Below are 22,356 nucleotides of genomic sequence, written 5' to 3'. Positions count from 1 at the left end.
GTAATGTCCTTAATTGTTATATACATGTGGTTTTATTTTATATCTAGGCTCTAAAAATTTGGCAAGATTTACTAACTCATTAACTGTCATAACATCGTTAAAGACTATCATTTTTTGATACGCCGCCTGCTTGAGTCGACAACAATGAATAGTCAGATGACATCTTGTGTGAGGGATTAATGATGGAGGTAATCAAGTCTGCGTAAGTCATAACCCGAGTGGAGGTGACACCTAAATGCATCGGAGTCTCCAATTCCTTATTAACCGTTTTGTAGTGAAGTTTTTCGATACAGCGACAGGCTAAACATTGATATTTCAAAAATATATTCACACCTGCTAGGGCATTTCCTTGGGGTAAACTAAATCCCTTTGATGAGTCAGGTAACCGATTGCAGCCTATTAAATAAAGGGTCAAAGTAAAGAGTAACTGTAATAATGTAGGCCTCAAATAAGTCTTTCCTAAGTGGTAATGTTTGGTAAGTTAAGACAAATAAGGAACCCCTTTTGATACAGATCAAACTGTATCAGGTAAAAATTCATAAAATTATTCTTTTCGATTATTTTGCGCTGTATTTGTTACGTTAATGGGCGGAAAACACATCATATGACACAATCATATTCGTTAATTTTATCAATGCTGGTAGGCATATTAGTGGTGGCTATATTGATGGCCACATTGGTTTATTTTGACTTGCAGCTTCAGCTTCTTAGGTTTTTCGACTGGCTCCAAACCATTGGTATTTGGGCTGGTGTGTTGTTTATCTTAATCGATATGTTGCTGATGATATGTTTATTACCCAGTATTTTATTTACCCTCGGCGCGGGTTTTTTGTTTGGTGTATTTTGGGGGGGTGTGTGTGTGGTAATAGCCACAACATTAGGTGCAGCCAGCGCCTTTTTAATTTCGCGTCATATTTTCAGCGAGGGAGTGAAAAGTTACTTACGTCATCATAAAAAACTAAAAGTGGTGAATGATGAGTTTGTAGAAGAAGGCTGGAAATTTATTTTGTTAACCCGTTTAGTCCCTTTTTTTCCACTCAAACTCTCAAATTATTTGTTCGGTGCAACTAATTTTAGCTTAAAGGACTTTGTGAAAGGTACGTGTCTGGGGATCATCCCCAACACATTTTTTATTGTTTACCTAGGTTCATTAGCGGCTGATTTATCAATGTTAGCTTCGGGCGACCTGATCCGATCTGAGCATGCTTGGGGGTTTTATGCATTTGCGGTTATCTTCCTGCTGGTGACTGTGACTTATATAACCAAACACGCACAAAAGGCACTGTTACGTTTCGAGGCGCGTTCAGTCAAAGAAGAAAGGCATAACCATGGTGTTTAAATGGATGCCATGGAAATTTATTGTCAGATATATAGCGCGGCGCCACGGATTTCTCGACCCGATTAATCTGTTAAGTCAGTTGCAACGTTTTATCCAGCCCTCTGAGGTGAACGAACCGGTTGAATTGTTGAGAGCAGGAGCTTTGATGCACGCTCGTGGTCTAATTAACAATAGAGTCATCCAGCATAACCTTGACTGGGTTTGGCCCTATTGGATTGAGCGACAGTTTGACCCCAGGGATACCTCTTTTATACCTAGGGCTTTTTCTATCACACACATTAATTTAAGCCATAGAAACTGGACGGCAATTGGCCTGCCTAACTATCCTAACTTACCTATAGTCGACCCACGGGGGTTATTAACCCCTTTTATTGATGGTTGGTCAATTGATTGTTGGCTAGTGACTCAAAGCGGCCGAACATTGTTGCCGTCTAGAGCGAAATCCGTTGAGCAAAAGGTACATTTTGATGATGAGTTAAGTATACATACCATCATTGATGATGGAACTTTGTCCTTACATTCTCAGGCAAGGGTAGTATTTGAAAAGGGCAAGGTATTGTGTCAAATGGATATTGAAGGAAGCGCCGATGAGCCTGCTTGGATCGTCGTCGCTTTACGCCCTTATAATCCAGAAGGGGTCAGCTTTATTGATCAAGTCAGGTTACATACCATGCGCAATCAATGGTTAATTGACGATACTTATCGCGTTGAATTTAGCCCTCAGGTCGATCGCCATCACATCTGCAATTATCAAAACGGTGATGTGTACATTCATTTAAACAACAGGGTTGATGAGCAACAAGGGGAATGTGATATCGGGATGTTGACTGCCGCTGCCATGTTTAAGTTAGAATGTAATGACAACCCTAGCAAAGTATCGGTGAAAATACCGTTACAGCAAGGCAGTGCTGGCGATCAGGTGCATGGGCATCATCTGTATTGTGAACCTTGGCACACACATTTGCAAAGTGCTAGTGTCTTAAAACTTCCCCAGGCATCTTTCCAATCATTGTATGATATAGCCCTAAAAACCTTGTTGTTACACTCTTCAGACGACATTTACCCAGGCCCCTATACCTATAAACGTTTTTGGTTTCGAGACGCAGTATTTATTATTCATGCTTTGTTATGTGCGGGTTTAACTAAGCGTGCTGAGCAAGCTATCGATCGATTTTCTTCAAGGCAGGACTTATCAGGATATTTTCACTCTCAAGAGGGCGAATGGGATTCTAATGGACAAGTGTTATGGATTTTACAGCGTTATTGTCAGTTAACTAATCAGGTACCGAAACCTCAATGGTTAAAAATGATTAAAAAGGGGGCAGATTGGATCATTAAAAAACGTATTTCTGACGCAAGTAATGTGATCCACAACGGACTGTTACCCGCAGGTTTTAGTGCAGAACATCTTGGACCAAATAATTATTACTATTGGGATAATTTTTGGGGCATTGCCGGATTGCAAGCAGCTGCAAAGTTATTTGCTTTAATCGGCAAAACCAGACTCAGTCAAACATACCAACAAGCCGCTAAAGACTTTGAAGATTGTGTTACTAAGAGTATATCCAATACGGCTACAAAACTTGGCAGACAAGCCATACCAGCCGCGCCCACTCGCAGACTGGATGCTGGTGCCATTGGTTCTTTAGCTTTGGCTTATCCAGCCCAACTATGCGCGGAAGACGACTCGAGGGCGTTAGATAGTTGTGAATTTTTGTTGGAATATTGTTGTGTCAATCACGGTTTTTTTCAAGATATGACTCACAGCGGCATCAATCCTTATCTCACATTGCATATTGCCCAAGTGTTAATGCGGGCAGGTGATGTCCGCTATCAAGATTTAATGCAACGTGTGGCAGACCTTGCTAGTTCGACAGGCCAATGGCCAGAAGCGATTCATCCTCGTACCGGCGGTGGTTGTATGGGGGATGGTCAACATGTATGGGCTGCGGCAGAATGGATATTAATGCTGAGAAATTGTTTTGTACGTGAAGAAAAAGACTGTTTAGTGATTGGTGCCGGAATAAGTCAACAATGGCTGGCCAGCCAACAAACCTTAAGTTTTGGTCCGGCTGCAACGTCTTTTGGACCAGTGAGCATAAGTGTTGAACCCCAACTCAATCAGTCTGAAGGTAAAACGCTGCAATATATTATTCGATGGCAGGGGAGTTGGTTTGGTAAGGCTCCACGAATTGAAGTGCGTCTGCCCGGTCAAGAGGTGATAAATCCTATCCTCGGTGTAAATGATGTAACTTGTGAGTATCAAGTATGAATATTTTGATGATGACGAATACCTACCTGCCACATATTGGTGGGGTGGCGCGCTCGGTGGAAGCCTTTAGCCGCTATTATCAAGAGCATGGTCATAAGATACTGATCATTGCCCCAGAATTTCCACAAATGCCCATAAATGAAGAGAATGTCGTTCGTATACCTGCTATTCAACATTTTAACGGCAGTGACTTTTCTGTGGTATTGCCAATACCGCACTTTTTAGGAGAAGAGATTGACACCTTTGAGCCAGATATAGTGCATTCTCATCATCCGTTTTTAGTGGGTTCAACCGCTAGGTTAGTTGCCAATACTTATAATTTACCTTTGGTCTTCACTCATCATACTATGTACGAACAATATTCCCACTATGTGCCAGGCGATGCTGAAACGCTGCAACGTTTTGCAGTAAAACTAGCCACAAGTTATGCCAATATGTGTGATCAGGTGTTTGCACCAAGCGAAAGTATTCATGTCATTCTAACTACTCGAGGCGTTCAAGTGCCTATAGAAGTTGTTCCAACTGGGGTTGACATCGACGAATTTTCACAAGGCAGTGGCCTTGGATTTAGAGACATGTTAGGGATTGATAAGAATGCTTTTGTGGTGGGGCATTTAGGTCGATTGGCACCGGAGAAAAACCTAACATATCTAAGTGAGGCTGTGGTGAAGTTTATGAAAAATGAACCTCGCGCGCATTTTTTGTTGGTGGGCAAGGGCAATTCGGAACGAGCTTTGCGGCAATCATTCGAATTGGCAGGATTAACTCCACGCCTGCACCACATTGGTTTTTTGGAACAACCTTTTTTATCCAGTGCTTATCAGGCAATGGATGTATTTGTATTTAGCTCACAAAGTGAGACCCAAGGTATGGTTTTAACTGAAGCTATGGCCGTTTCGACACCTGTAATAGCGCTGGATGCGCCCGGAGTGCGAGAAGTGGTGTCAGATGGAAATAACGGGAGATTGTTGTCTTGTGACACCACCTCTGAAGAGTTCGCAGATGTGCTGCAATGGTTTTTTACGTTATCTGAAGAACAACAACATATTATCAGACAGACGGCCCGTAGAACTGCCGAATCCTATTCTTTGGAGACATGCGCCCAAAAAGCTCTAGAGAAATACCAGTCTTTGCTGGGTAAAGGTTACGTTCATCATCATCACGAGCATCACCTTTGGGCCGATGCCACACAGATGATAAAAGCCGAATACTATATTTTAAAAGGTATCGCCAAAGCTGCTGTGCACGCGATTGCCCATGACGATAAAAAATGATCTATCAGTTGGAAGTAGGATATCGAAGGTTACGTCGCTGGTTCAATCGCAGTGAGTGGATGTTGTCTCTGTTGGGATTTAACAAACAAACTGCCACAAACCACAAAACTGGCCTGTTAATTATCCAGATAGACGGTTTGTCACATCAGCAATTTCAAACCGCTCTGGGCAATAACCGATTGCCATTTATGGCAAAGTTAATCAACAACGAACATTATCATTTGCATGATTGTTACTGTGGGGTACCGTCGACAACTCCAGCAGTTCAGGCTGAGCTTTTTTATGGCATTAAAGCCGCCGTTCCTGCCTTTAGTTTCATGTCTCGGGATACCCATAAAGTGGTGCGCATGGACAGATATCAAGGCGCTTTTGATGTAGAACAAAGACTAAAAAGCCAAGCTGAGCCATTACTAAAAGGTGGCAGCTCCTATGCAAATATTTATCAAGGTGGTGCCACTGAAGCCAATTTTTGTTCCTCATCTATTGGTTGGTCTGGTTTGATGAACATGGCTAGCCCCCTGACCATAATGATGTTTGTTTTGTTGAATATATACAGTTTTTTGCGCGTAGGGCTGCTCATGCTGCTTGAGTTTTTATTGGCTTTTATTGATTTTTTTCGTGGCCTTATTGACCGTCGCAACTTATTTAGAGAACTACTCTTTGTGCCGACACGTGTCGCGGTAAGTATCTTACTAAGGGAGTTAGTCACTATTGGTACAAAGCTCGATGTAGCTCGCGGTTTACCTGTTATTCACCTTAATTTTTTGGGTTACGATGAGCAGGCACATCGCCGGGGTCCTAGTTCACAATTTGCTCATTGGAGCCTCAAGGGCATCGACGATGCCATCAGTCGAATTTGGCACGCCGCCAAATCATCGTCACGGCGAGAATATGAGATATGGATATATTCCGACCATGGGCAACAGGAAACCATACCCTATACAAGGTCGCACGGTGAAACGGTGGGTGAGGCTATCGCTCGAGTCTTCGCTGACTTTAGTGATACACACATTGCAACCCTAACTGTTAAACAGGATGTGGGAATTGAGTCACGCAGGGCACAATATTTAGGTGGAGGCTGGTTTCAAAACTTATTCCCTTTGCCAAAAGAGATGCAAACCTCATCCCTCACAGAAGAACAATACGCCGAACAAGTTACTGTGACGTCAATGGGGCCTATGGGTTCAATTTATCCGGCGCAATCTCTTAGTGCTGAGCAACGAGAGGTTTTAGCTGAAACCTTGGTAAAAGACGCAAAAATTCCCCTAGTGTTGGCATGTGTAGCCAAAGGGCAGGTTAAGGCATGGGACCACAATGGTGTGTATTTACTGCCCAAAGAAGGAGCAAAAATATTTGGTAAACAACACCCTTTTTTAAATGAAGTGACACAGGAAATGATTAATCTATGCCAACATCCAGAGGCGGGGGAGTTGTTGATAAGTGGTTGGAGTGTGGATAAACCTTACTGCACTTTTGCCATGGAGAACGGCTCCCATGGAGGACCAGGCATGGAGGAGACACATGCATTTGCCTTGCTCCCCTCTGATACACCTTTGCCGCAAAGGGATAAGTCTTACCTAAGGCCTGTGGATTTATATGAAATGGGCTTACACATATTGGGACGTAAGAAACAACAACATGAAAATATCAAACACCAAGTAAAGTCTTCATTCAGCCTCAAATGTTCCCCAACAACCGATAAACCTGATGTGAATACCTTAAGATTATTGACCTATAATGTGCATAGTTGTCGTTGTATGGACGGAAGACTGTCTACCCATCGTATCGCCAGAGTGATAGCTCAATATCAACCCGATATAGTGGCGTTACAAGAGTTAGACGCAGGTATGTCCCGCACTGAATACCTCGACCAGGCGCACGCCATCAGTCAATATCTTGAAATGGCGTTTCATTTTCACCCAGCAATTCATGTAGAAGAAGAGCGTTATGGTAATGCCATTTTGACTCATCTACCGCTCAAACTGGTTAAAGCTGGAAACTTACCTTTGATTATTAACCAACCTTTATTTGAACCAAGGGGAGCAATCTGGGTAGCAGTTGAAGTAAATGGTATAAACGTACAGATTTTTAATACCCATTTTGGCTTTAGGCCAATGGAACATATGCCACAAGTAAACGCCTTGTTAGGCGATAGTTGGCTGGGTAGCGCCAATTTTCAACAACCGATTATTTTATGTGGAGATTTTAACTTTTTCCCGAACTGCAGGGCCTATAAACGGGTGATTGAATATTTGCGAGACGCTCAGCTTCAGCTAAAGGGGCATCGGCCAATTAATACGTTTTCTGGACGTTTCCCTCGTGCTCGCATTGATCATGTTTTTACCAATTCGATGCTTGAAGTGGCAAATATTCAAGTGCCTCGCACCCATTTAACCCGCAGCGCCTCTGACCACTTGCCCCTTATCGTCGACCTAAAATTAATTTGATATTATCATTAACGAGTCACTCACTACCTGAGTATCGACTCGCTTCAGTTAGGCTGACTTTTTAAACCCCTTAGCAAAATGATTCAGAGGCGAATGATAGGTTAGAACAACGGAATACGATTGGCTGAAATAATGGTATTTCACATAACCAATTAAGGGGTATATCAATAATTTATTTACCATGCTATTTAGCTTAACTTGATGCTGTCTTTAAACATTCTTATTTTCAAACTCAGGGAAGTCCTGACCAACTAAGTGTAAATAGGTCGCCTTATATAGGCCCTAATCATAAAATTTAATTCACGATTTACAGCAAAACCCTGAAACCTATTGGGGGAATTACTCACGAAAATACTATTTTGCTTGGGCAAGCAAACGATAGGCTTGTGATATTAATTCATCTGGGTTCAAAGGTTTCGTCATCAATTGAAGATTTTCTCCAGAGATAGTTTCCATCTCTGCAGAGGTATCCCCTGATACTAGAATGGCCGGAATTTGCTGTCCCTCTTTTGTTTTAGCTTTATGAATAATATCCAACCCTGACTCTTTATGGTTAAGATGAAAATCAGTGATAATTAAATCTGGCAACTGTTTATCCATTTGTGCATAAGCTTCTGTAGGAGAGGACACGCTCACAATGTTAAAACCTTCCTCCATGGATAACAGCATCTCAGAAGCTTCGAGTACATCGGGATCATCGTCAACCAGTAATATTTGTACGTTTTTCTCTATAATGCGATGAGTATTGGTTTCTTTTTTAGACACAGTGGCGAGTGTTGGCTTGCCCAAAGGTAAACTAATGGAAAAAGTAGAGCCTCGTCCGACTTTTGAGGTCACATTTACTTGGGTACCGAGTAAATCGGCAATCCGTTGTACAATTGACAAACCTAAACCAAGACCACAATGATGTTGCTGAGGGTTTCTGTTTACCTGATGAAATTCATCGAATATGTAGATAAGCTGTTCTGCAGGAATACCAATACCCGTGTCGCTGATCGATACTTTCACTATATTATGCTTCTGACTACTGGCAATAGTCACTTTGCCCACTTTGGTATAACGAATGGCATTGGCTAGCAAGTTTTGCAGCAACTGATTCAAAAGGCCTGGGTCGCTGTACACAACATGATTATCGTTTGCTTCGAGTGTTAACCCTATACCTTTTTCATAGGCTTCTACTTCGAATCCAGCACAAAGTTTTTCGAGCATAGGGCGCAGCGCAAAATGACTAGGCTGCGCTGCCACTGTACCCGATTCAAGTTTGCTAATGTCCAACAACGAGTTCAATAAGCGGGCCATCGCAAACAATGAATCTCCTTGCATACCCAGCATTTTTTTGGCTTCTGGTTTATCAATACTTTTAAATAACGCTTTGTTAAGTAACGTCAGTGAGTGCAAAGGCTGGCGCAAATCATGACTGGCAGTAGCTAAAAACCTAGATTTAGCTGCTAGAGCTGATTCAGCCGTAGTTTTTGCCAACTGCAGGGCTTCATCGCTTCTTTGACGTTGCCTAATGTCACGTATTGCAGCGCTTACCACTTTCCCATGATCGGTTTCTATGGGGCTTAGGCCAACTTCGACGGGTATTTCTTCACCACTTTTGGTCAGAGCAAACAGTTTAATGCCGTTGCCCACCACACTAAACTTTGGTTGGGTAAAGAAACTTTTACGATGCTGAACATGCTTCTCAGCAAATCTTGAGGGCATTAATTGTTCGATAAGCATGCCAATAAGTTCTTGTTTGGAATATCCAAAGAGTTTTTCGGCCTGACTATTGGCGACTTCAATTTTGCCACTAGCATTGACAATCACTAGGGCGTCAGGTGCCGACTCTACTAATGATCGAAAATTTCTTTCACTTGCCCGTAGTTCATTTTCAGCATTTATGCGCCTACTAATATCTTTTTCGGTAGAGGCAATCGCAATCACAACGCCAGCTTGATCCAATAAAGGAGTCAGGGTAAGTAATACATTTATCTTACGCCCGTCTTTACCGATGCGCTTGGCCTCAGCACTTTGAATATACTCACCTTTAATAATGCTTTGCATTAATTGCTTAGCATTTTTCTGTTCATCCATGGGGATAAGGTCAAGTAGATTCATACCTAAAGCTTGTTGTTCGCTCCAACCATACATTCTTTGCGCGCCATTATTCCAGGCAGTAATTTTGCCGTCCAGATCACACAAGGTAAAAGCATCATTGGAGTCGCGGATGATAGTGGCTAATCTTAGGGTGTCTTCTTCTGAGCGTTTTCGTTGGCTGATATCGATAAAAGTGATGACCACTCCGGCAATTCGGTAATCATTCGTGCGATACGGCAGGATGCGGCGTAGATAATAACTCCCGTTTTCAGTTTTTATCTCACACTCCACTGGAACAAGATTGCTTAAAACTCGCTTAATATCATCCATTAGACCATGATCCAAAAACTTGGGCCGGATGTCGATTATTGGTCGTCCAATATCAGTCGATATAAGATTTAATAGTTCCTGAGTCGCAGGAGTAAAACGACCAATTCGTAGGTTATTGTCAACAAACAAGGTGGCAATATTAGTACTGCTGAGGAAATTGTCTAGGTCATCGTTACTCTTGGCCAGTTCTTCTACTTTGTCCTTATATTGGTTGTTAACTGTGGTCAGTTCTTCATTCATGGATTGCAGTTCTTCTTTGGAGCTTTCTAACTCTTCATTACTCGACTGCAATTCTTCGTTGGCCGACATCACCTCTTCGTTTGCTGCTTGTAACTCTTCGTTGGCGGATTCCCATTCTTCAACATTAGTTTGTAACATTTCACGTGTGATTTGTAACTCTGCTTCCATTTGTTCAATTAACGAGCTGTCGTTAGTGCTTCGCGAGCCTTGTTGTTGTAGTAATTGCTGGTCCTTGTGCTGTTTTGGAGTGACGTCAGTTTCATCTTGTTCTTCAAAGGTGATCAGTATCATAGGTTCATTATTATGGGGGACGTTTATCGGTCTAAGAACCACTTTTACTCCAAGGTGTCCATTTTCCTTAAGCATTTGTATGTCGTCAATCACCACTCGCTTGTTTTCTTCGGTGACTTGGCGCAATGCGAGGCGTAATTTTGCCCGTAATTCATGTTTTGCTAGTACCAGTAAGTCTTGAGAAGGAGATCCTGATGGCTGTTCTAAGTAACGTGAAGTAGGGCCGGAAAAATGTACGATTTGATGTTTTATATTCACCAATACAGCAGCAGGAGCAAATTCTTGTAATAAAAATTGTTGTGTCACATCACCAAGACGCAGCTGATTTTTATCGTAAACTTGTTTGCCAACAAAGGGCGGGATGGAGCGCGTAATTCTTGAGGCTATTGGAAATTCAACTCTGCTGGTTGAACGAGCCGGTCCAGTACGTTGATAAATTCTCCATTTTTTTGCCAGTGGTTTAAATAAACTCTCTTGCTGACTGGACGTTTCCGAGTGTCCTAAAAATAAATTGCCGTTTTCCCGTAGGGCAAAATGGAACAATGCAAGGACTTTGCTTTGTACTTCAGCGCTGAGATAAATCAGTAAGTTTCGACAACTGATGAGATCAAGGTTCGAAAAGGGTGGGTCACTTATAAGGTTTTGGCTGGCAAAAGTAACCAACTTACGTAACGATTTTTTGATCCGGTAACTGTGATCTTCTTTACTAAAAAATCGTTGTAGGCGTGCTTCTGAAACACTGGACTCAATATTTTCTGGATATAGGCCTGTACGACCATAGCTCAATGCAGTTTCGTCAATATCGCTGGCGAATATCTGGATACTGCAATGTGTATTGGTTTTTTCTAAATGTTCAACTAACAACATTGCAATTGAATAGGCTTCTTCACCTGTGGCACAACCTGGGATCCACACACGGATTGGTTGGTCATCATGTTTTGATGCCACCAACGGAGTGATGACTTTTTGTTCGAAGGCTGAAAAGGCTTCTGGATCCCGAAAAAATGCAGTCACACTAATTGGTTTTTTCTAAATGTTCAACTAACAACATTGCAATTGAATAGGCTTCTTCACCTGTGGCACAACCTGGGATCCACACACGGATTGGTTGGTCATCATGTTTTGATGCCACCAACGGAATGATGACTTTTTGTTCGAAGGCTGAAAAGGCTTCTGGATCCCGAAAAAATGCAGTCACACTAATTAGTAAGTCCTTAAACAGCAAGTTTGCCTCATCCTCATTTTTGCGCAAAAAAGATAAATAAGCTGTCATCGTTTTGAGATGATGGAACTCCATTCTCCTGGCGATACGTCGTCCTAATGTACCCAGTTTATACGCTCTAAAATCATGGCCGACACGGTTTTTCAAAAAAGCCAAAATAGCACTTAGTTGGGATTTTTCGTCTTTTGGTATATCACCATCTCGTTTAGTGTTTGTTTGCTTAATTATGTAAGGGTGTTGTAAATAATATTTAATATGAGCAGGCATTTCCTGAACCGGACAAGTAAAGTCCACTAGTCCGGTGGCGATAGCGCTACTGGGCATACCCTCATAATCAGCACTATCTGGTGATTGAGCTAAAACCAAACCCCCACTGCCATTAATGGCCCGAATTCCAAGGGTACCATCACTACCTGTACCGGAGACTATGATGGCAATCGCACGATCTTCATGCTGTTCAGCCAATGACCATAAGAAAGTGTCGATTGGCATCCGCAAACCATGATGTAAAACGGGTTTGTTAAGTTTGAAACTATGATCGTCTAGAGTCAGATAAGTATTAGGCGGAATAACATAGACATGATTGGCTTGAACTGTCATACCATCAACAACTTGAACCGCAGGCATAGTAGTAGAGCGAGTAAGGATTTCAGCCGTAAGGATTTCAGCCGTAAGGCTTTCATGTTTTGGGTCTAAGTGTTGGATCACCACAAAAGCTGCGCCAGTATCATTAGGTAAGGCTTCAAACAAGCCTTTTAAGGCGGCCAGACCACCTGCCGAAGCACCGATACCCACTATGGGACAGGACGATTCAGTTATTAACTTAGTACTCCTTTACATTGTTCTCGATCAGACACAGAGTCAGTATGATGATGCATCTGACTATCGTTATTAACGATATATAATAGGCACTGAATACGCATTTTTCGCACATTAAATAATCCAACACAGCAGGTGGAAGGTAAATAACTCTTTAACTTTATCATTTTATAAAGTAATCGCTAGCGTTTTAAGGTTAATATTCACCAGATATTTTAAATTTAAATATCAAAATATCTCTGATATGAATAGTTATTATTTTCAACTATCTATTCCATCGTTTATTGACCTCAATCAAGCAAAAGGTCATACACCGTATCTAATCTTGTTGTTCTATATGAGCTAATAAATACGATTACTTTTTATTTAAAATCTTTTGCTTGTGCATCACAAATTCATTTGGTCGCTGATCCCCACTTACTACCATGTTATTGCTGAACCGCTAAATATTGAGCAAGATCAATTTTACTAAAATATCCACATTGTACAGTGTTCAAAATATCTGTTTATTGACATAACAATGAAAACCTCTTCAAAACAGCATTTAGAAAAAATCAATGGTTACTTTCAACCACTTTGGTCGGTGCATAGTGGAGAGGGCCCATTGTTCGCTACAGCATTGCACGCAGGCCATCAAATACGAAATGAGTTGGCTGGAATTATGGCTCTGGAAGAATCTGTAAGATTAAGAGAAGAAGACCCTTACACAGATGTCTTGACTCATGTCGTCCCTAATCGAATTGTTCCAATCCGATCCAGATTTGAAGTTGACCTAAATCGGTCCCGCAAAGAAGCAATTTATCTTTCTCCCCAGGATGCGTGGGGATTACAGGTTTGGAAAAAAAAGCCAACAACTCAAATGATAAAAAAATCCTTGGGTGAATTTGACCAGTTCTATTCAGAAACCAAAAAAGTGCTCAAAAAACTAGAGAGTCAATATAAACGATTTGTGGTGTTTGATATCCACAGTTATAACCATCGAAGGGGAGGGCCACAAGCAGCCCCTGACAACCCGATTGAAAATCCAGATATAAATATTGGTACAGGAACAATGGACCGACAAAAATGGGCAAGTGTCATCGACCGATTTATCAGTGACCTTAAACATTATGATTATATGGATCAACATCTTGATGTCCGGGAAAATGTTAAATTTAAAGGGCGACAATTTGCAACATGGGTACATCAAAATTTCCCTGATTCGGGTTGCGTATTGTCCATCGAACTCAAGAAATTTTTTATGAACGAATGGACAGGTAAAATTGATGCCAAAAAGTTGCTGGCACTATATCACGCGCTAAAATCAACATTGCCTGGAATTTCCCATGAGTTGCAACAACTATGAAAGGCCAACGCTTCGATATTAACGACGCATTTATACAAGAAGTATCCAGTGCCTTAGACGAAAATAAGCCTATACGACGAAGATTTACTGGATGGGGAAGACTGCATATCGATAGAAAACTGCCTTTTCTATGTATCTATCGAAGACCTCAAAATAGCCGTGACAAAGGGACTGATGAACTTATCTTGGGTCAGGCAAATTATATTCTGGTGGATGAAGTGCGTGCAAAGACTGCGGTATTTAAAAAGCTTTTGCAGTGTATTGCAATTAAAACTGAGAAGGCATTTGGTGCATTTCTGTTTCTAGAATTGTGGAGTCAAGATCACCAACAGCCTGTTCCAAATTCCCAATCTGCATTGCAATTTCAAATATACACTGACGCTGAAAATCCCCCCCTTAATATATTAGAAGCGACTGAAAATGCATTGCTAGGCATCGAGTTCAATGACGTCAATCCGGAACTTACTTTGGATTATGGGGCGAACTCATACCCCAATCATATGACGACATTAAATGTGAGCCAACTAAATAGTCCATCTAATTGGTATTGGATGGGCGTTGCATTGACACCGGTTTTTCGGGACGGGAATAAAACATTGCCATATGAAATGAAGAGGATTCATTTAGGTATTACTCGGGCGTTTCGACAGATATTCTATGCATTTATCCATAAATATACGACCCACACACCCAAGCATTATCATGAATTAGGTAAACGCTCCATTACCTCTATTGTGCTGCAAACAGATAAAAAATTGGCTGAAATTAAAGACAATTTCGACATTTTATTTCATGTGACTCCCGTCAATGTGCCTGAAGTTTGGACAGCTTTTAGCAATAGTCAATTTTTAAAAACTCCTATATTTAAATATAGGCCGCGGCCGATTGATCCGGATCAATTAAAACGTCAATTATATGCCATCAAAATTGAACAAATTGATGACCCGGCGTTAACCCATATTTTTCACACTCAGCGACAGGAAATCAGTCAGCTACTGACAATGATTTGGGGACCGTAACACCTCAAACTTCATGTATGGCAGTCTTCAAGTCTTTGGTGGTGTAGATGACGTTCTGCTAGGTGAAGCTAAAAACATTTTAAACTGTTTATCAGTGCAGTCTCCGTCATTTACGGGCGAAAAAGTTGTCGGCCAGTGAATTGGCAAAACGGGCAAAACGATTGATTGCGGATTATCGTAAGCAAAAATGCAGACTTTAACTATACCGTGGAAATTCGTAATGATTTACCAGGAATAATGGTTTCAAGTGGGAAATTACTGATTGGCAGCACCCTTAGCCTGCATCAAGAAACAATTGAAGCAACCTTAGCTCATGAAGTCAGCACACACATATTGACCCACTTCAACGGCAGAGCACAACCATTCCAGCAATTTCATTCTGGCATGCAAAATTATGAAGCGGCACAAGAAGGGTTAGCAGTATTAGCGGAATATTTTGTAGGAAATCTACATTCTGGGCGTTTACGTACCATCGCTGCAAGAGTAGTCGCTGTAGATGCAATGGTTCAAGGAGCCGATTTTATACAAGTGTTTAGACTTCTGATTGATGAATGGTATTTTTCAAATGAGCAGGCCTTTCACATAACTATGCGTGTATTTCGCGGGGGGGGCTTTACTAAAGATAGCCGTTTATTTGAAGGGATTATTAGAGGTGGTGGATTATTTGAAAACTGATGGTGAGTTTATGTTGCTCTTTGTGGGAAAAATTGGTTTGCAACATATTCCATTTGTAAAAGAATTGAGGTGGCGAAACCTGCTTAAAAAATCTCAGGTCACACCAAACTATATAGACTCTAAGCTGTTTGAAAGTAAAATGACCAGACTAAAAAAATCAGTGTCCATACTCAACTTAATTAAGGGGAAACACCCAATGAAATTGGGTTTACTAGTCAATAATGTCGATACTGAAAAAAAGTGATTATACCACTACGTTAATAGCAAAAACGGCAACGAATATGGGGCATGAGGTCAGTTATATCAGTATCGAAAAGCTGTCCTATTCTATCAACGATACTGTTTATGCTAACTCAGTTAGAGTCCCACCAGGGCAGTATCATTCTCTAGAGTTATATTTGAAAATATTGCATTCCAAAAAGGCTATTCTAGAACAAACAACCATAGATAAACTCGATGTACTATGGCTACGAAATGATCCTGCAGAAGACGTAAATAATCGACCATGGGCTCGCCTTGCTGGGATCAATTTTGGTCGTTTGGCTATGCGTCATGGTGTGTTAGTGGTGAATGATCCGAGTGGATTAAATGAAGCCATTAACAAAATGTATCTGCAGTACTTTCCAGAGGAAGTTAGGCCTAGAGCAATCATTACTCGCGACGCGAGCGATATTAAGCATTTTGTTGATCAGAGAGAAAGGTTATGCCGTGCTTAAACCTTTGTCTGGATCAGGCGGACGCAATGTCTTTTTGATCCATCCTGAAGATAAATTCAACATCAATCAAATTATAGAATCTGTTGCTGAAGATGGATTTATTATTGCACAAGAATATTTGAAAAAAGCTAAAAATGGCGACACACGACTATTTTTATTAAATGGGAAGCCTTTGAAAGTTAAAAATAAGATTGCAAGCGATCCATCGTCACAAAGATGGGGACGATGATATTCGCAGCAACATTAGCGCAGGGGCCAGTACACAAAAAGCCAAGGTAACGCCGCAAATGCTTGAACTTGCTGAAATCATTCGTCCCAAACTAGTGCGGGATGGAATGTTTTTAGTGGGCTTAGATATTGTTGGAAGCAAATTGATGGAAATAAACGTTTTTAGCCCTGGTGGACTTATTGGTTGCGAGCGATATGAAAACAGTAAGTTTTGTCAAGAAATAATACGTTCTCTGGAGCACAAAGCCGAATATATCAAGCGTTACAATCGTCATTTTAACAATACTGAAATGGCAACACTTTGATCAACATATATTGCCCATTAGTCGGATTGGATTTTATTTTCCTACCGTTAAGCTCGGCTTACACAATAATTGAACAGTAGAGTGACCTTAGATCGGTGCATTCGAAAATCCCCCCCATTTGCCAATTCGCGTCGGTCAATTACTTTATGGTTCTTCTTCTTCGACCATGCAAAAGTTTGGTTATGTATAGATTCAAGTGGTAATGGAACGAGTCAATTAAATTTGATCAGTATCAATAAGATTAAAAATCAAACAATGCATAATGATGGCTCTTTTCCCATTGGCTTAAAACGAGAGGATCTTATGAACATCAAAGAAATCAGCAGTATTGCCAAAAGACATGGAATAAAACCTAGCAAACACAATAAATCGTCACTCATACGAACGATTCAATTAAAAGAAGGTAATTTTGATTGTTTTGGCAGTGCTTATACCGGCGAATGTGATCAACAGCAATGCAGTTGGCGCAACGATTGTTTAGGCCACAAAAAAGATAAAAATAGCATAAAAAACTAAGTAGTCCAAAGTTAAGATTAGAACAGACTTATTTCAGACGTTTAAGGATAAAATTTATGTCGATAAAATGTGAATTAAAAGTACTTAAGTCACAGTCAAGTTTATCTATTCGTCTAAGAACAAATTCTGAAGCGCTCCCTGAGATTTTTGCCAAAGGTTATGCAGCCATAGCTAAATATCTAGAGCAATACAATGGCGAAATCACGGGTGCTCCTTTTGCCATATATTACAATCTGGATATGCGACATTTAGATGTGGAGTTTGGTCTTCCAGTCTCTGTTAGTTTAAGTGGTATAGATAATATTCGTCCGAGTCAAACACCCAGTGGAAAATCGGTGACTTGTTTGCATATTGGTCCCTATATCGATATCGAATCTTCGTATCGTGCGCTGACAGAATGGATTAAAGATTATGGGTATGAAGCCACAGGTATCGCCTATGAAGTCTATTTAAATAATCCTGTTGATACAGAGCCAGAAAAATTGAACACCCAAGTTTATGAATTGATTAGAGCCATTGAATTGTAAAACTGATAGAGCATTGGTGTTGAGTCATTTTTAAAACAAAAACGTTTTAAGTAAGAAAAACAAAGAAACACTTTCAGGAGATTATTATAGTACTTATTAGAACTAGCCAGCAAGATTGCATCGATTCTGTGGACTATTTCGGCAACATGTTTGGGCACATCTATTAGTAAAGAGGCAGAGGTAATAGCATCCACGTTTGGTATTTTTAAGTCACCTTTACCAGAGGTTGATAAATAAAGAATTTTGTCAGTGTTTGGATGGCGCTGAGCGAATTCAAGCGCATTGGCTTGTGGCTGCCAGTTTTCCCAAGTGTGGATAATGACAATGACACTCCATTCATCAATATCAACTGTCGAGAGTGATGAAACATCAATTACCTCTAGTGACATTTTGCGTTTTTTTAGCTGCTGATATTAAACCTTTCAGCACCGCGTTTTTATAGGCACTGCCTTGAGTAGCAATCAGTAATTTATATTTGGCCTGTGGTACTGTGACGGTAAAGGGTTCGGCAATATCCATTGAATAATGAATTTTGTACCAAGTCAAAATCGCGAAAATACAAAGCACAATGAGTCCCAGTAGCCAAGTGAACTTCTTTAGTTTAGACATAATATTCTCCAATAAATGGGTGTTTATCAGTGGAATGGGTATTCATCAATAAGCAGCTGTTTCAAACAGCAAACCGCTCCTTTATTATCTGAGTTCCCTTGCTGGCAGCTATTGGCAAAGCTGTGCGTTTTTTTCACGGTATAGCCCAGATTTAATATCAGCCTCAGTAATCTCAAGTGTGGCAACTGGCTTTTTAGCACAGAGACTTTCCATAGCTTTGAAGGCATTTGAGGCACCGGAAGTACCTTCTGTACAAAAAAAAAGCAACCTGCTTAAACTTATTTTTTTCTTTGAGGATGTAACTGCGCATGGGGGGGGCTAACTTCATTATCCATATTGGCGCGCCAAGGATCAGTAAGTCATATTCGTTCGGATTCGTGCTAGCAAAGCGAATTTTTCCAGGTCGAGAAAACAATACTTGATATATTGTAAGCAACATACCCAATGGGGCCAGTACGACTATGCCTGTCCTCGAGTCGATTAATATCAGCTTTTAATGTATTGGCAATGGCCTCAGCCACTTTCTGAGTATTGCCGCTAAGTGAATAATAGATAACTAAGGTTTTCATTGTTCATACCTCTAATTCTCAATATCTAAAAGTGTTAACGGTTTAAAATCGGCTAAGGAAAGGAGGCCTTATAACTCAGACTTTAAGAAGGAAACTTTTCAAAAAATTAAAGCCACCGCTTGATTGATTTTCTCTTCAAGATTATCCAACGTTCTTTTGTTCAATCGTCCAACAGCAATGCCTTCCCATAAAAGCTTTTTATTACTTTTATCAATCACATCAATATTTAAGGTGCCTTCGGTGTATTGCTCTATTCGGGTCTCGTAATGAGGATAGTTGCCCCATACACCATAATCATGCCTAAAGTCATAATAAGGATGAGGCATTACATCACTTAAATCCTGAATTTTTTCTTTGGTGTAGGTATTAAAATTCACCCACAAATCTGGATTATTTGAATAGCGGTAACCTTTGCTTATCATTTGGGTCATGATCGCCGCCTTAATATAACGAGTAGACAGCTTGTCGTATTCCTCACCTTCAGGCTGCAACTGCGGATAAAAAGCAAAAGTGGTGTATCGATTAAGGTCGGCCGTTTGGTCATATAAGGCATGTATTTGTGGTAAAGATTGGCAAGCTGATATCAACCAAATCACACTGAATAACAACGTTACCAGCATAGGGCGAAGGGTTTTCTGAGTATTCATCACACACATCCTTAAAATAGAGAGAAACAAACTGATTGTTAATCAAATCGAACCAAGCCATGTTGACCCATATCAAATTATTTATGGGGAATGACTTAAAGCAGCAATTCCTGCTACAAACAAAAATATAGGATTGGCTAACCTAGAATCTTTGACGCCTTCTTTGACCTTATTCGATATAATCTGTACGTGAAGAAACTTTTACATTGTCAGTAATTTGATTATTTGGATGGGACACATACCAATCGCCTTCGTTAAGCCCTGTAATCACTTCAACATTAAGGGCGTTTTTGTGGCCAATACTGATTATTTGTTTATACGCAGTCTTTTCTCTTACGACAAATATAGCCCACTTATCTTGCTCCCTAAATAAAGCAGTAACGGGCACACTTAATACATCTGAGCCATGCCATAAGACTATTTCCACATCCACCTGATACCCATGTCCCAGACGTGCCCAATTGTTATATTCACTGGTAATATCAACAACAACATTCACTCTTTGTTCTTCTATTCCCAGGGCAGATACTTTCATAAAACCAATGGGTTCAATGCGGTTGACTCTACCTGTTAGTGGCTGGGATCCACCCCAGTTTTTAATATTGACCACTTGCCCAGGTTCTACTTTTACTGCATCGAAAGACAGTAATTCTACGACTATTTCAAGATCTTTTGGATTACCGATTTCAAGCAAAGCGGTCCCTGCTATGACTACACCCTCACTTTTATTCAATACCTTTAATATGCGTCCGCTAACTGGAGCCGTTATGTTGACACATTGGCAGTTACCTCGTTGCGTTTGTGTAGAGGAAGGGGACAACATTAATGCCTTGGAACGTTCTAATTCATAGACGCGCATTTGCAGCCCCGCTTGAGTGGTAGCCAAGGCAGCTAGTGCGGTTTTGTATGTTCGTTCAGAATTGTCTAGCTCTCGCGCAGACACATTATTGTTGACGCGAAGTTCACGCATCCTGTCAAATTCTGCAAGGGCAAAGTCTAATTCTGCTTGTGACTGATTCACTTCAGCTTGAGCAAGTTTCAAAGCAGACTCGGCGGTTTTTATATCCGCTTTTGCTTGTGCTTCACTTCGTGGGTCAAGAAATTCTGGGTCGATAGGTTCTATTTCAGCCACTATAGTTGTTAACCGTTCTACTGGGTCGCCCACTTCGGCCTCTATCCTACGTAGATACCCTGTAACAGGTGCTGATAACGTATAAACATCATGAACTCTTGTTTTTGCTTCCTCGGTGATGATTTCTTGTAGATCTCCTTTTACCACTTGAGCCATATCAACAATTATCGTTCTAGGTCTAAATAAGTAGCTCAACACCAATAACAAGACCATACCAATCACAGCCCAAAGTAGAAAACGCACGTGTTTGCTTTGCATCATTTATTCCCTCGTTTTTAACACTCTGATCAAGTCCAGCTTATTCACTCTTCGCCGGACCAGAGCAGCGGATAAGATAGCGGCGATAACAACCCACACAATGGCATATCCATAAGTTGACGCCTCGATCACCAAAGGAATACGATACATTTCGGTGTCAAATGACTGGGCCATCGACCACACTAAAAACCCGCCAAATAGACAGCCAAGCGGCAATCCTAGTAAAATCAAAAAACATGACTTCACCCAGCAATACATAAGAAATCTCGCCCTTGGTAAATCCCAGCACACGCAAGGTGGCGAGTTCTCGCCCACGTTCTGATAGCGCAACCCGTGTGCTGTTGTAAGTCACGCCAAATACCAATACCACGGCTAAACCAGTAAACATTGAGATAAACACCATCAAATGTTCGACCAGATGTTCATTAAATGAATCCAATGCAGACTGTTTCAACATCACAGTACTAACCTTGGGCATACTTTTGAATTTTGCATACAGTTCATCTTGATATCGCGGGTCGATTAACAGGTTGGCATATTTAAAGCTGGGGCTTTCATTGAGTGCGCGATTTAGGGTATCTAAGTTCATATAGGTTGGCAGACCTATATATGAATTAATAATGCCAACTACAGGTATCAATAATTCCGGCCTGCGTCCTTCTAAAACATCAACCCCCATAACGTCCCCAATCTTAATATTAAGTTTGCGTGCTAGGCGACTGGCAATCACTATCCCTGAATCGGGCACATCAATACTTTGTTTGCGCCCATCGTCGTATATCAGTTGCAGTGTGCTGTCAGGCTGCATACCTGTAATGCCCCCTCTGTGGGTCATTGAGCCAAAACTAAAATCCGCATTAACTGCATTTATGGGTTCAGCTGTTAGGACGCCAGGTAATTTTTCGAAGTCATAAATGGCACGTAGCGGCAAAGAGTCAACCACACCCACTGTAATATGTTGCCGCTGGCTATCAAAAAAATATACGCGTTTAAGATGAGTTAACGAATCGTCCCACTGCAAGGTCATAATAATTAAGCCGGTTGCCATGGCGATCCCAGCACTGGTTAAAAATGAACGCAGTGGCCGACGAGATATTTGACGTAATGCAATACGAGTAGGCTGAAGTCCAACAATCTAACTAGGCCCAGCGACGATAAAAAGGTTTGTTTATAAATGCCAGGGGAGGGAGGTATCATCGCTTCAGCTGGGGGTAATTTAACAGCGGTTCTAACGGCCGTTAACGCACCCAAAATTGCAGCGATTAAACTGACTAACCCACCAATAATGAAAGCAAAAGGGCTGGGACGATAAATCAGCAAAGGGAAACGAAACAGTTCAGCATACATTACCGTATTAAGACGACCAAAATAAGCGCCAATAACTGAGCCAATTGTCACACCTATGATCCCAATCACCAACATCATTTTAATGTAGTGCCAGGCGATTTGAAAATTGCCATAACCAAAAGCCTTGAGTAAGCCAATTTCGGTTCT

Annotated in this window: 24 protein-coding genes; 13 read left to right on the top strand and 11 right to left on the bottom strand. The window is 41.0% G+C overall.

Going from position 1 to position 22,356, the window contains the following annotated elements; translation table 11 throughout:
- Window positions 1-97: 97 nt before the first annotated feature.
- The gene (locus Q0Y52_RS07435; RefSeq protein WP_297820100.1) at window positions 98-448 is read right to left on the bottom strand and encodes a cytochrome C; all 351 of its coding nucleotides are present in this window, start codon (window positions 446-448) and stop codon (window positions 98-100) included.
- 156 nt (window positions 449-604) lie between these two features.
- On the opposite strand from Q0Y52_RS07435, the gene Q0Y52_RS07430 reads away from it, so the two are divergent.
- The 4 genes from Q0Y52_RS07430 to Q0Y52_RS07415 are packed head-to-tail and all read left to right on the top strand — an operon-like array spanning window position 605 to window position 7,332.
- The gene (locus Q0Y52_RS07430) at window positions 605-1,339 is read left to right on the top strand and encodes a TVP38/TMEM64 family protein (protein WP_297820097.1); all 735 of its coding nucleotides are present in this window, start codon (window positions 605-607) and stop codon (window positions 1,337-1,339) included.
- 4 nt (window positions 1,340-1,343) lie between these two features.
- Window positions 1,344-3,611 (top strand): hypothetical protein, encoded by a 2,268-nt coding sequence (locus tag Q0Y52_RS07425; protein WP_297820094.1) that lies wholly within the window; start codon window positions 1,344-1,346, stop codon window positions 3,609-3,611.
- A complete protein-coding gene (locus Q0Y52_RS07420) occupies window positions 3,608-4,885 on the top strand; it encodes a glycosyltransferase (RefSeq protein ID WP_297820092.1) in 1,278 nt (425 codons plus the stop codon). Before Q0Y52_RS07425 ends, Q0Y52_RS07420 begins: the two co-directional genes overlap by 4 nt.
- A complete protein-coding gene (locus tag Q0Y52_RS07415) occupies window positions 4,882-7,332 on the top strand; it encodes an endonuclease/exonuclease/phosphatase family protein (RefSeq protein WP_297820089.1) in 2,451 nt (816 codons plus the stop codon). Before Q0Y52_RS07420 ends, Q0Y52_RS07415 begins: the two co-directional genes overlap by 4 nt.
- Before the next feature lie 354 nt (window positions 7,333-7,686).
- Here the strand turns inward: Q0Y52_RS07415 and Q0Y52_RS07410 are convergent, their stop codons facing one another.
- Complete coding sequence (locus tag Q0Y52_RS07410; RefSeq protein WP_297820086.1) at window positions 7,687-11,289, bottom strand: CheR family methyltransferase; 3,603 nt, start codon at window positions 11,287-11,289, stop codon at window positions 7,687-7,689.
- Window position 11,290: 1 nt separating this feature from the next.
- Window positions 11,291-12,292, bottom strand: a complete 1,002-nt coding sequence (locus Q0Y52_RS07405) for a chemotaxis protein CheB (RefSeq protein ID WP_297820085.1) — start codon at window positions 12,290-12,292, stop codon at window positions 11,291-11,293.
- 544 nt (window positions 12,293-12,836) lie between these two features.
- Here Q0Y52_RS07405 and Q0Y52_RS07400 point away from each other — a divergent pair.
- The 9 genes from Q0Y52_RS07400 (at window position 12,837) to Q0Y52_RS07360 (ending at window position 17,647) form a co-directional block, all read left to right on the top strand.
- On the top strand, window positions 12,837-13,661 hold the full coding sequence (locus Q0Y52_RS07400) for an N-formylglutamate amidohydrolase (protein ID WP_297820082.1): 825 nt from the start codon (window positions 12,837-12,839) through the stop codon (window positions 13,659-13,661).
- Window positions 13,658-14,680, top strand: coding sequence for a tyrosine/phenylalanine carboxypeptidase domain-containing protein (locus Q0Y52_RS07395; protein WP_297820079.1), 1,023 nt, complete (start codon window positions 13,658-13,660; stop codon window positions 14,678-14,680). The genes Q0Y52_RS07400 and Q0Y52_RS07395 overlap by 4 nt, the downstream gene beginning before the upstream one ends.
- A 165-nt stretch (window positions 14,681-14,845) precedes the next feature.
- Window positions 14,846-15,355 (top strand): tyrosine/phenylalanine carboxypeptidase domain-containing protein, encoded by a 510-nt coding sequence (locus tag Q0Y52_RS07390; RefSeq protein WP_297820076.1) that lies wholly within the window; start codon window positions 14,846-14,848, stop codon window positions 15,353-15,355.
- On the top strand, window positions 15,336-15,599 hold the full coding sequence (locus Q0Y52_RS07385; protein WP_297820073.1) for a DUF1704 domain-containing protein: 264 nt from the start codon (window positions 15,336-15,338) through the stop codon (window positions 15,597-15,599). The genes Q0Y52_RS07390 and Q0Y52_RS07385 overlap by 20 nt, the downstream gene beginning before the upstream one ends.
- Window positions 15,577-16,071 carry a hypothetical protein gene (locus Q0Y52_RS07380; protein ID WP_297820070.1) on the top strand — a complete coding sequence of 165 codons (495 nt, stop codon included), beginning with the start codon at window positions 15,577-15,579 and terminating at the stop codon, window positions 16,069-16,071. Before Q0Y52_RS07385 ends, Q0Y52_RS07380 begins: the two co-directional genes overlap by 23 nt.
- On the top strand, window positions 16,064-16,300 hold the full coding sequence (locus Q0Y52_RS07375) for a hypothetical protein (RefSeq protein WP_297820067.1): 237 nt from the start codon (window positions 16,064-16,066) through the stop codon (window positions 16,298-16,300). The genes Q0Y52_RS07380 and Q0Y52_RS07375 overlap by 8 nt, the downstream gene beginning before the upstream one ends.
- Window positions 16,263-16,604 carry a hypothetical protein gene (locus Q0Y52_RS07370; RefSeq protein ID WP_297820064.1) on the top strand — a complete coding sequence of 114 codons (342 nt, stop codon included), beginning with the start codon at window positions 16,263-16,265 and terminating at the stop codon, window positions 16,602-16,604. The genes Q0Y52_RS07375 and Q0Y52_RS07370 overlap by 38 nt, the downstream gene beginning before the upstream one ends.
- Window positions 16,605-16,907: 303 nt before the next feature.
- Window positions 16,908-17,120 (top strand): hypothetical protein, encoded by a 213-nt coding sequence (locus Q0Y52_RS07365; protein ID WP_297820060.1) that lies wholly within the window; start codon window positions 16,908-16,910, stop codon window positions 17,118-17,120.
- A 56-nt stretch (window positions 17,121-17,176) separates the two neighbouring features.
- Window positions 17,177-17,647 (top strand): GyrI-like domain-containing protein, encoded by a 471-nt coding sequence (locus tag Q0Y52_RS07360; RefSeq protein ID WP_297820058.1) that lies wholly within the window; start codon window positions 17,177-17,179, stop codon window positions 17,645-17,647.
- Here the strand turns inward: Q0Y52_RS07360 and Q0Y52_RS07355 are convergent.
- From Q0Y52_RS07355 to Q0Y52_RS07320, 8 genes are all read right to left on the bottom strand, one after another.
- Window positions 17,617-18,036 (bottom strand): hypothetical protein, encoded by a 420-nt coding sequence (locus Q0Y52_RS07355; RefSeq protein WP_297820055.1) that lies wholly within the window; start codon window positions 18,034-18,036, stop codon window positions 17,617-17,619. The two genes, Q0Y52_RS07360 and Q0Y52_RS07355, sit on opposite strands and share 31 nt — an antisense overlap.
- The gene (locus tag Q0Y52_RS07350) at window positions 18,017-18,256 is read right to left on the bottom strand and encodes a hypothetical protein (protein WP_297820052.1); all 240 of its coding nucleotides are present in this window, start codon (window positions 18,254-18,256) and stop codon (window positions 18,017-18,019) included. Before Q0Y52_RS07350 ends, Q0Y52_RS07355 begins: the two co-directional genes overlap by 20 nt.
- A 380-nt stretch (window positions 18,257-18,636) precedes the next feature.
- A complete protein-coding gene (locus tag Q0Y52_RS07345) occupies window positions 18,637-18,825 on the bottom strand; it encodes a hypothetical protein (protein WP_297820049.1) in 189 nt (62 codons plus the stop codon).
- Window positions 18,826-18,923: 98 nt separating this feature from the next.
- Window positions 18,924-19,472, bottom strand: coding sequence for a DUF4136 domain-containing protein (locus tag Q0Y52_RS07340; RefSeq protein WP_297820046.1), 549 nt, complete (start codon window positions 19,470-19,472; stop codon window positions 18,924-18,926).
- 169 nt (window positions 19,473-19,641) lie between these two features.
- A complete protein-coding gene (locus Q0Y52_RS07335; protein WP_297820043.1) occupies window positions 19,642-20,865 on the bottom strand; it encodes an HlyD family efflux transporter periplasmic adaptor subunit in 1,224 nt (407 codons plus the stop codon).
- On the bottom strand, window positions 20,866-21,036 hold the full coding sequence (locus tag Q0Y52_RS07330) for a hypothetical protein (RefSeq protein WP_297820041.1): 171 nt from the start codon (window positions 21,034-21,036) through the stop codon (window positions 20,866-20,868).
- Window positions 21,020-21,910 carry an FtsX-like permease family protein gene (locus Q0Y52_RS07325; protein ID WP_297820038.1) on the bottom strand — a complete coding sequence of 297 codons (891 nt, stop codon included), beginning with the start codon at window positions 21,908-21,910 and terminating at the stop codon, window positions 21,020-21,022. Before Q0Y52_RS07325 ends, Q0Y52_RS07330 begins: the two co-directional genes overlap by 17 nt.
- 17 nt (window positions 21,911-21,927) lie before the next feature.
- Window positions 21,928-22,356, bottom strand: a 429-nt coding sequence (locus tag Q0Y52_RS07320) for an ABC transporter permease (RefSeq protein ID WP_297820036.1), incomplete at its 5' end; no start/stop codon positions are given.

Source organism: uncultured Paraglaciecola sp. (assembly GCF_943787955.1).
Lineage (GTDB): Bacteria > Pseudomonadota > Gammaproteobacteria > Enterobacterales > Alteromonadaceae > Paraglaciecola.
Note: the sequence above shows the minus strand (reverse complement) of the source record. Positions and strands in the feature narration are given on the sequence as shown.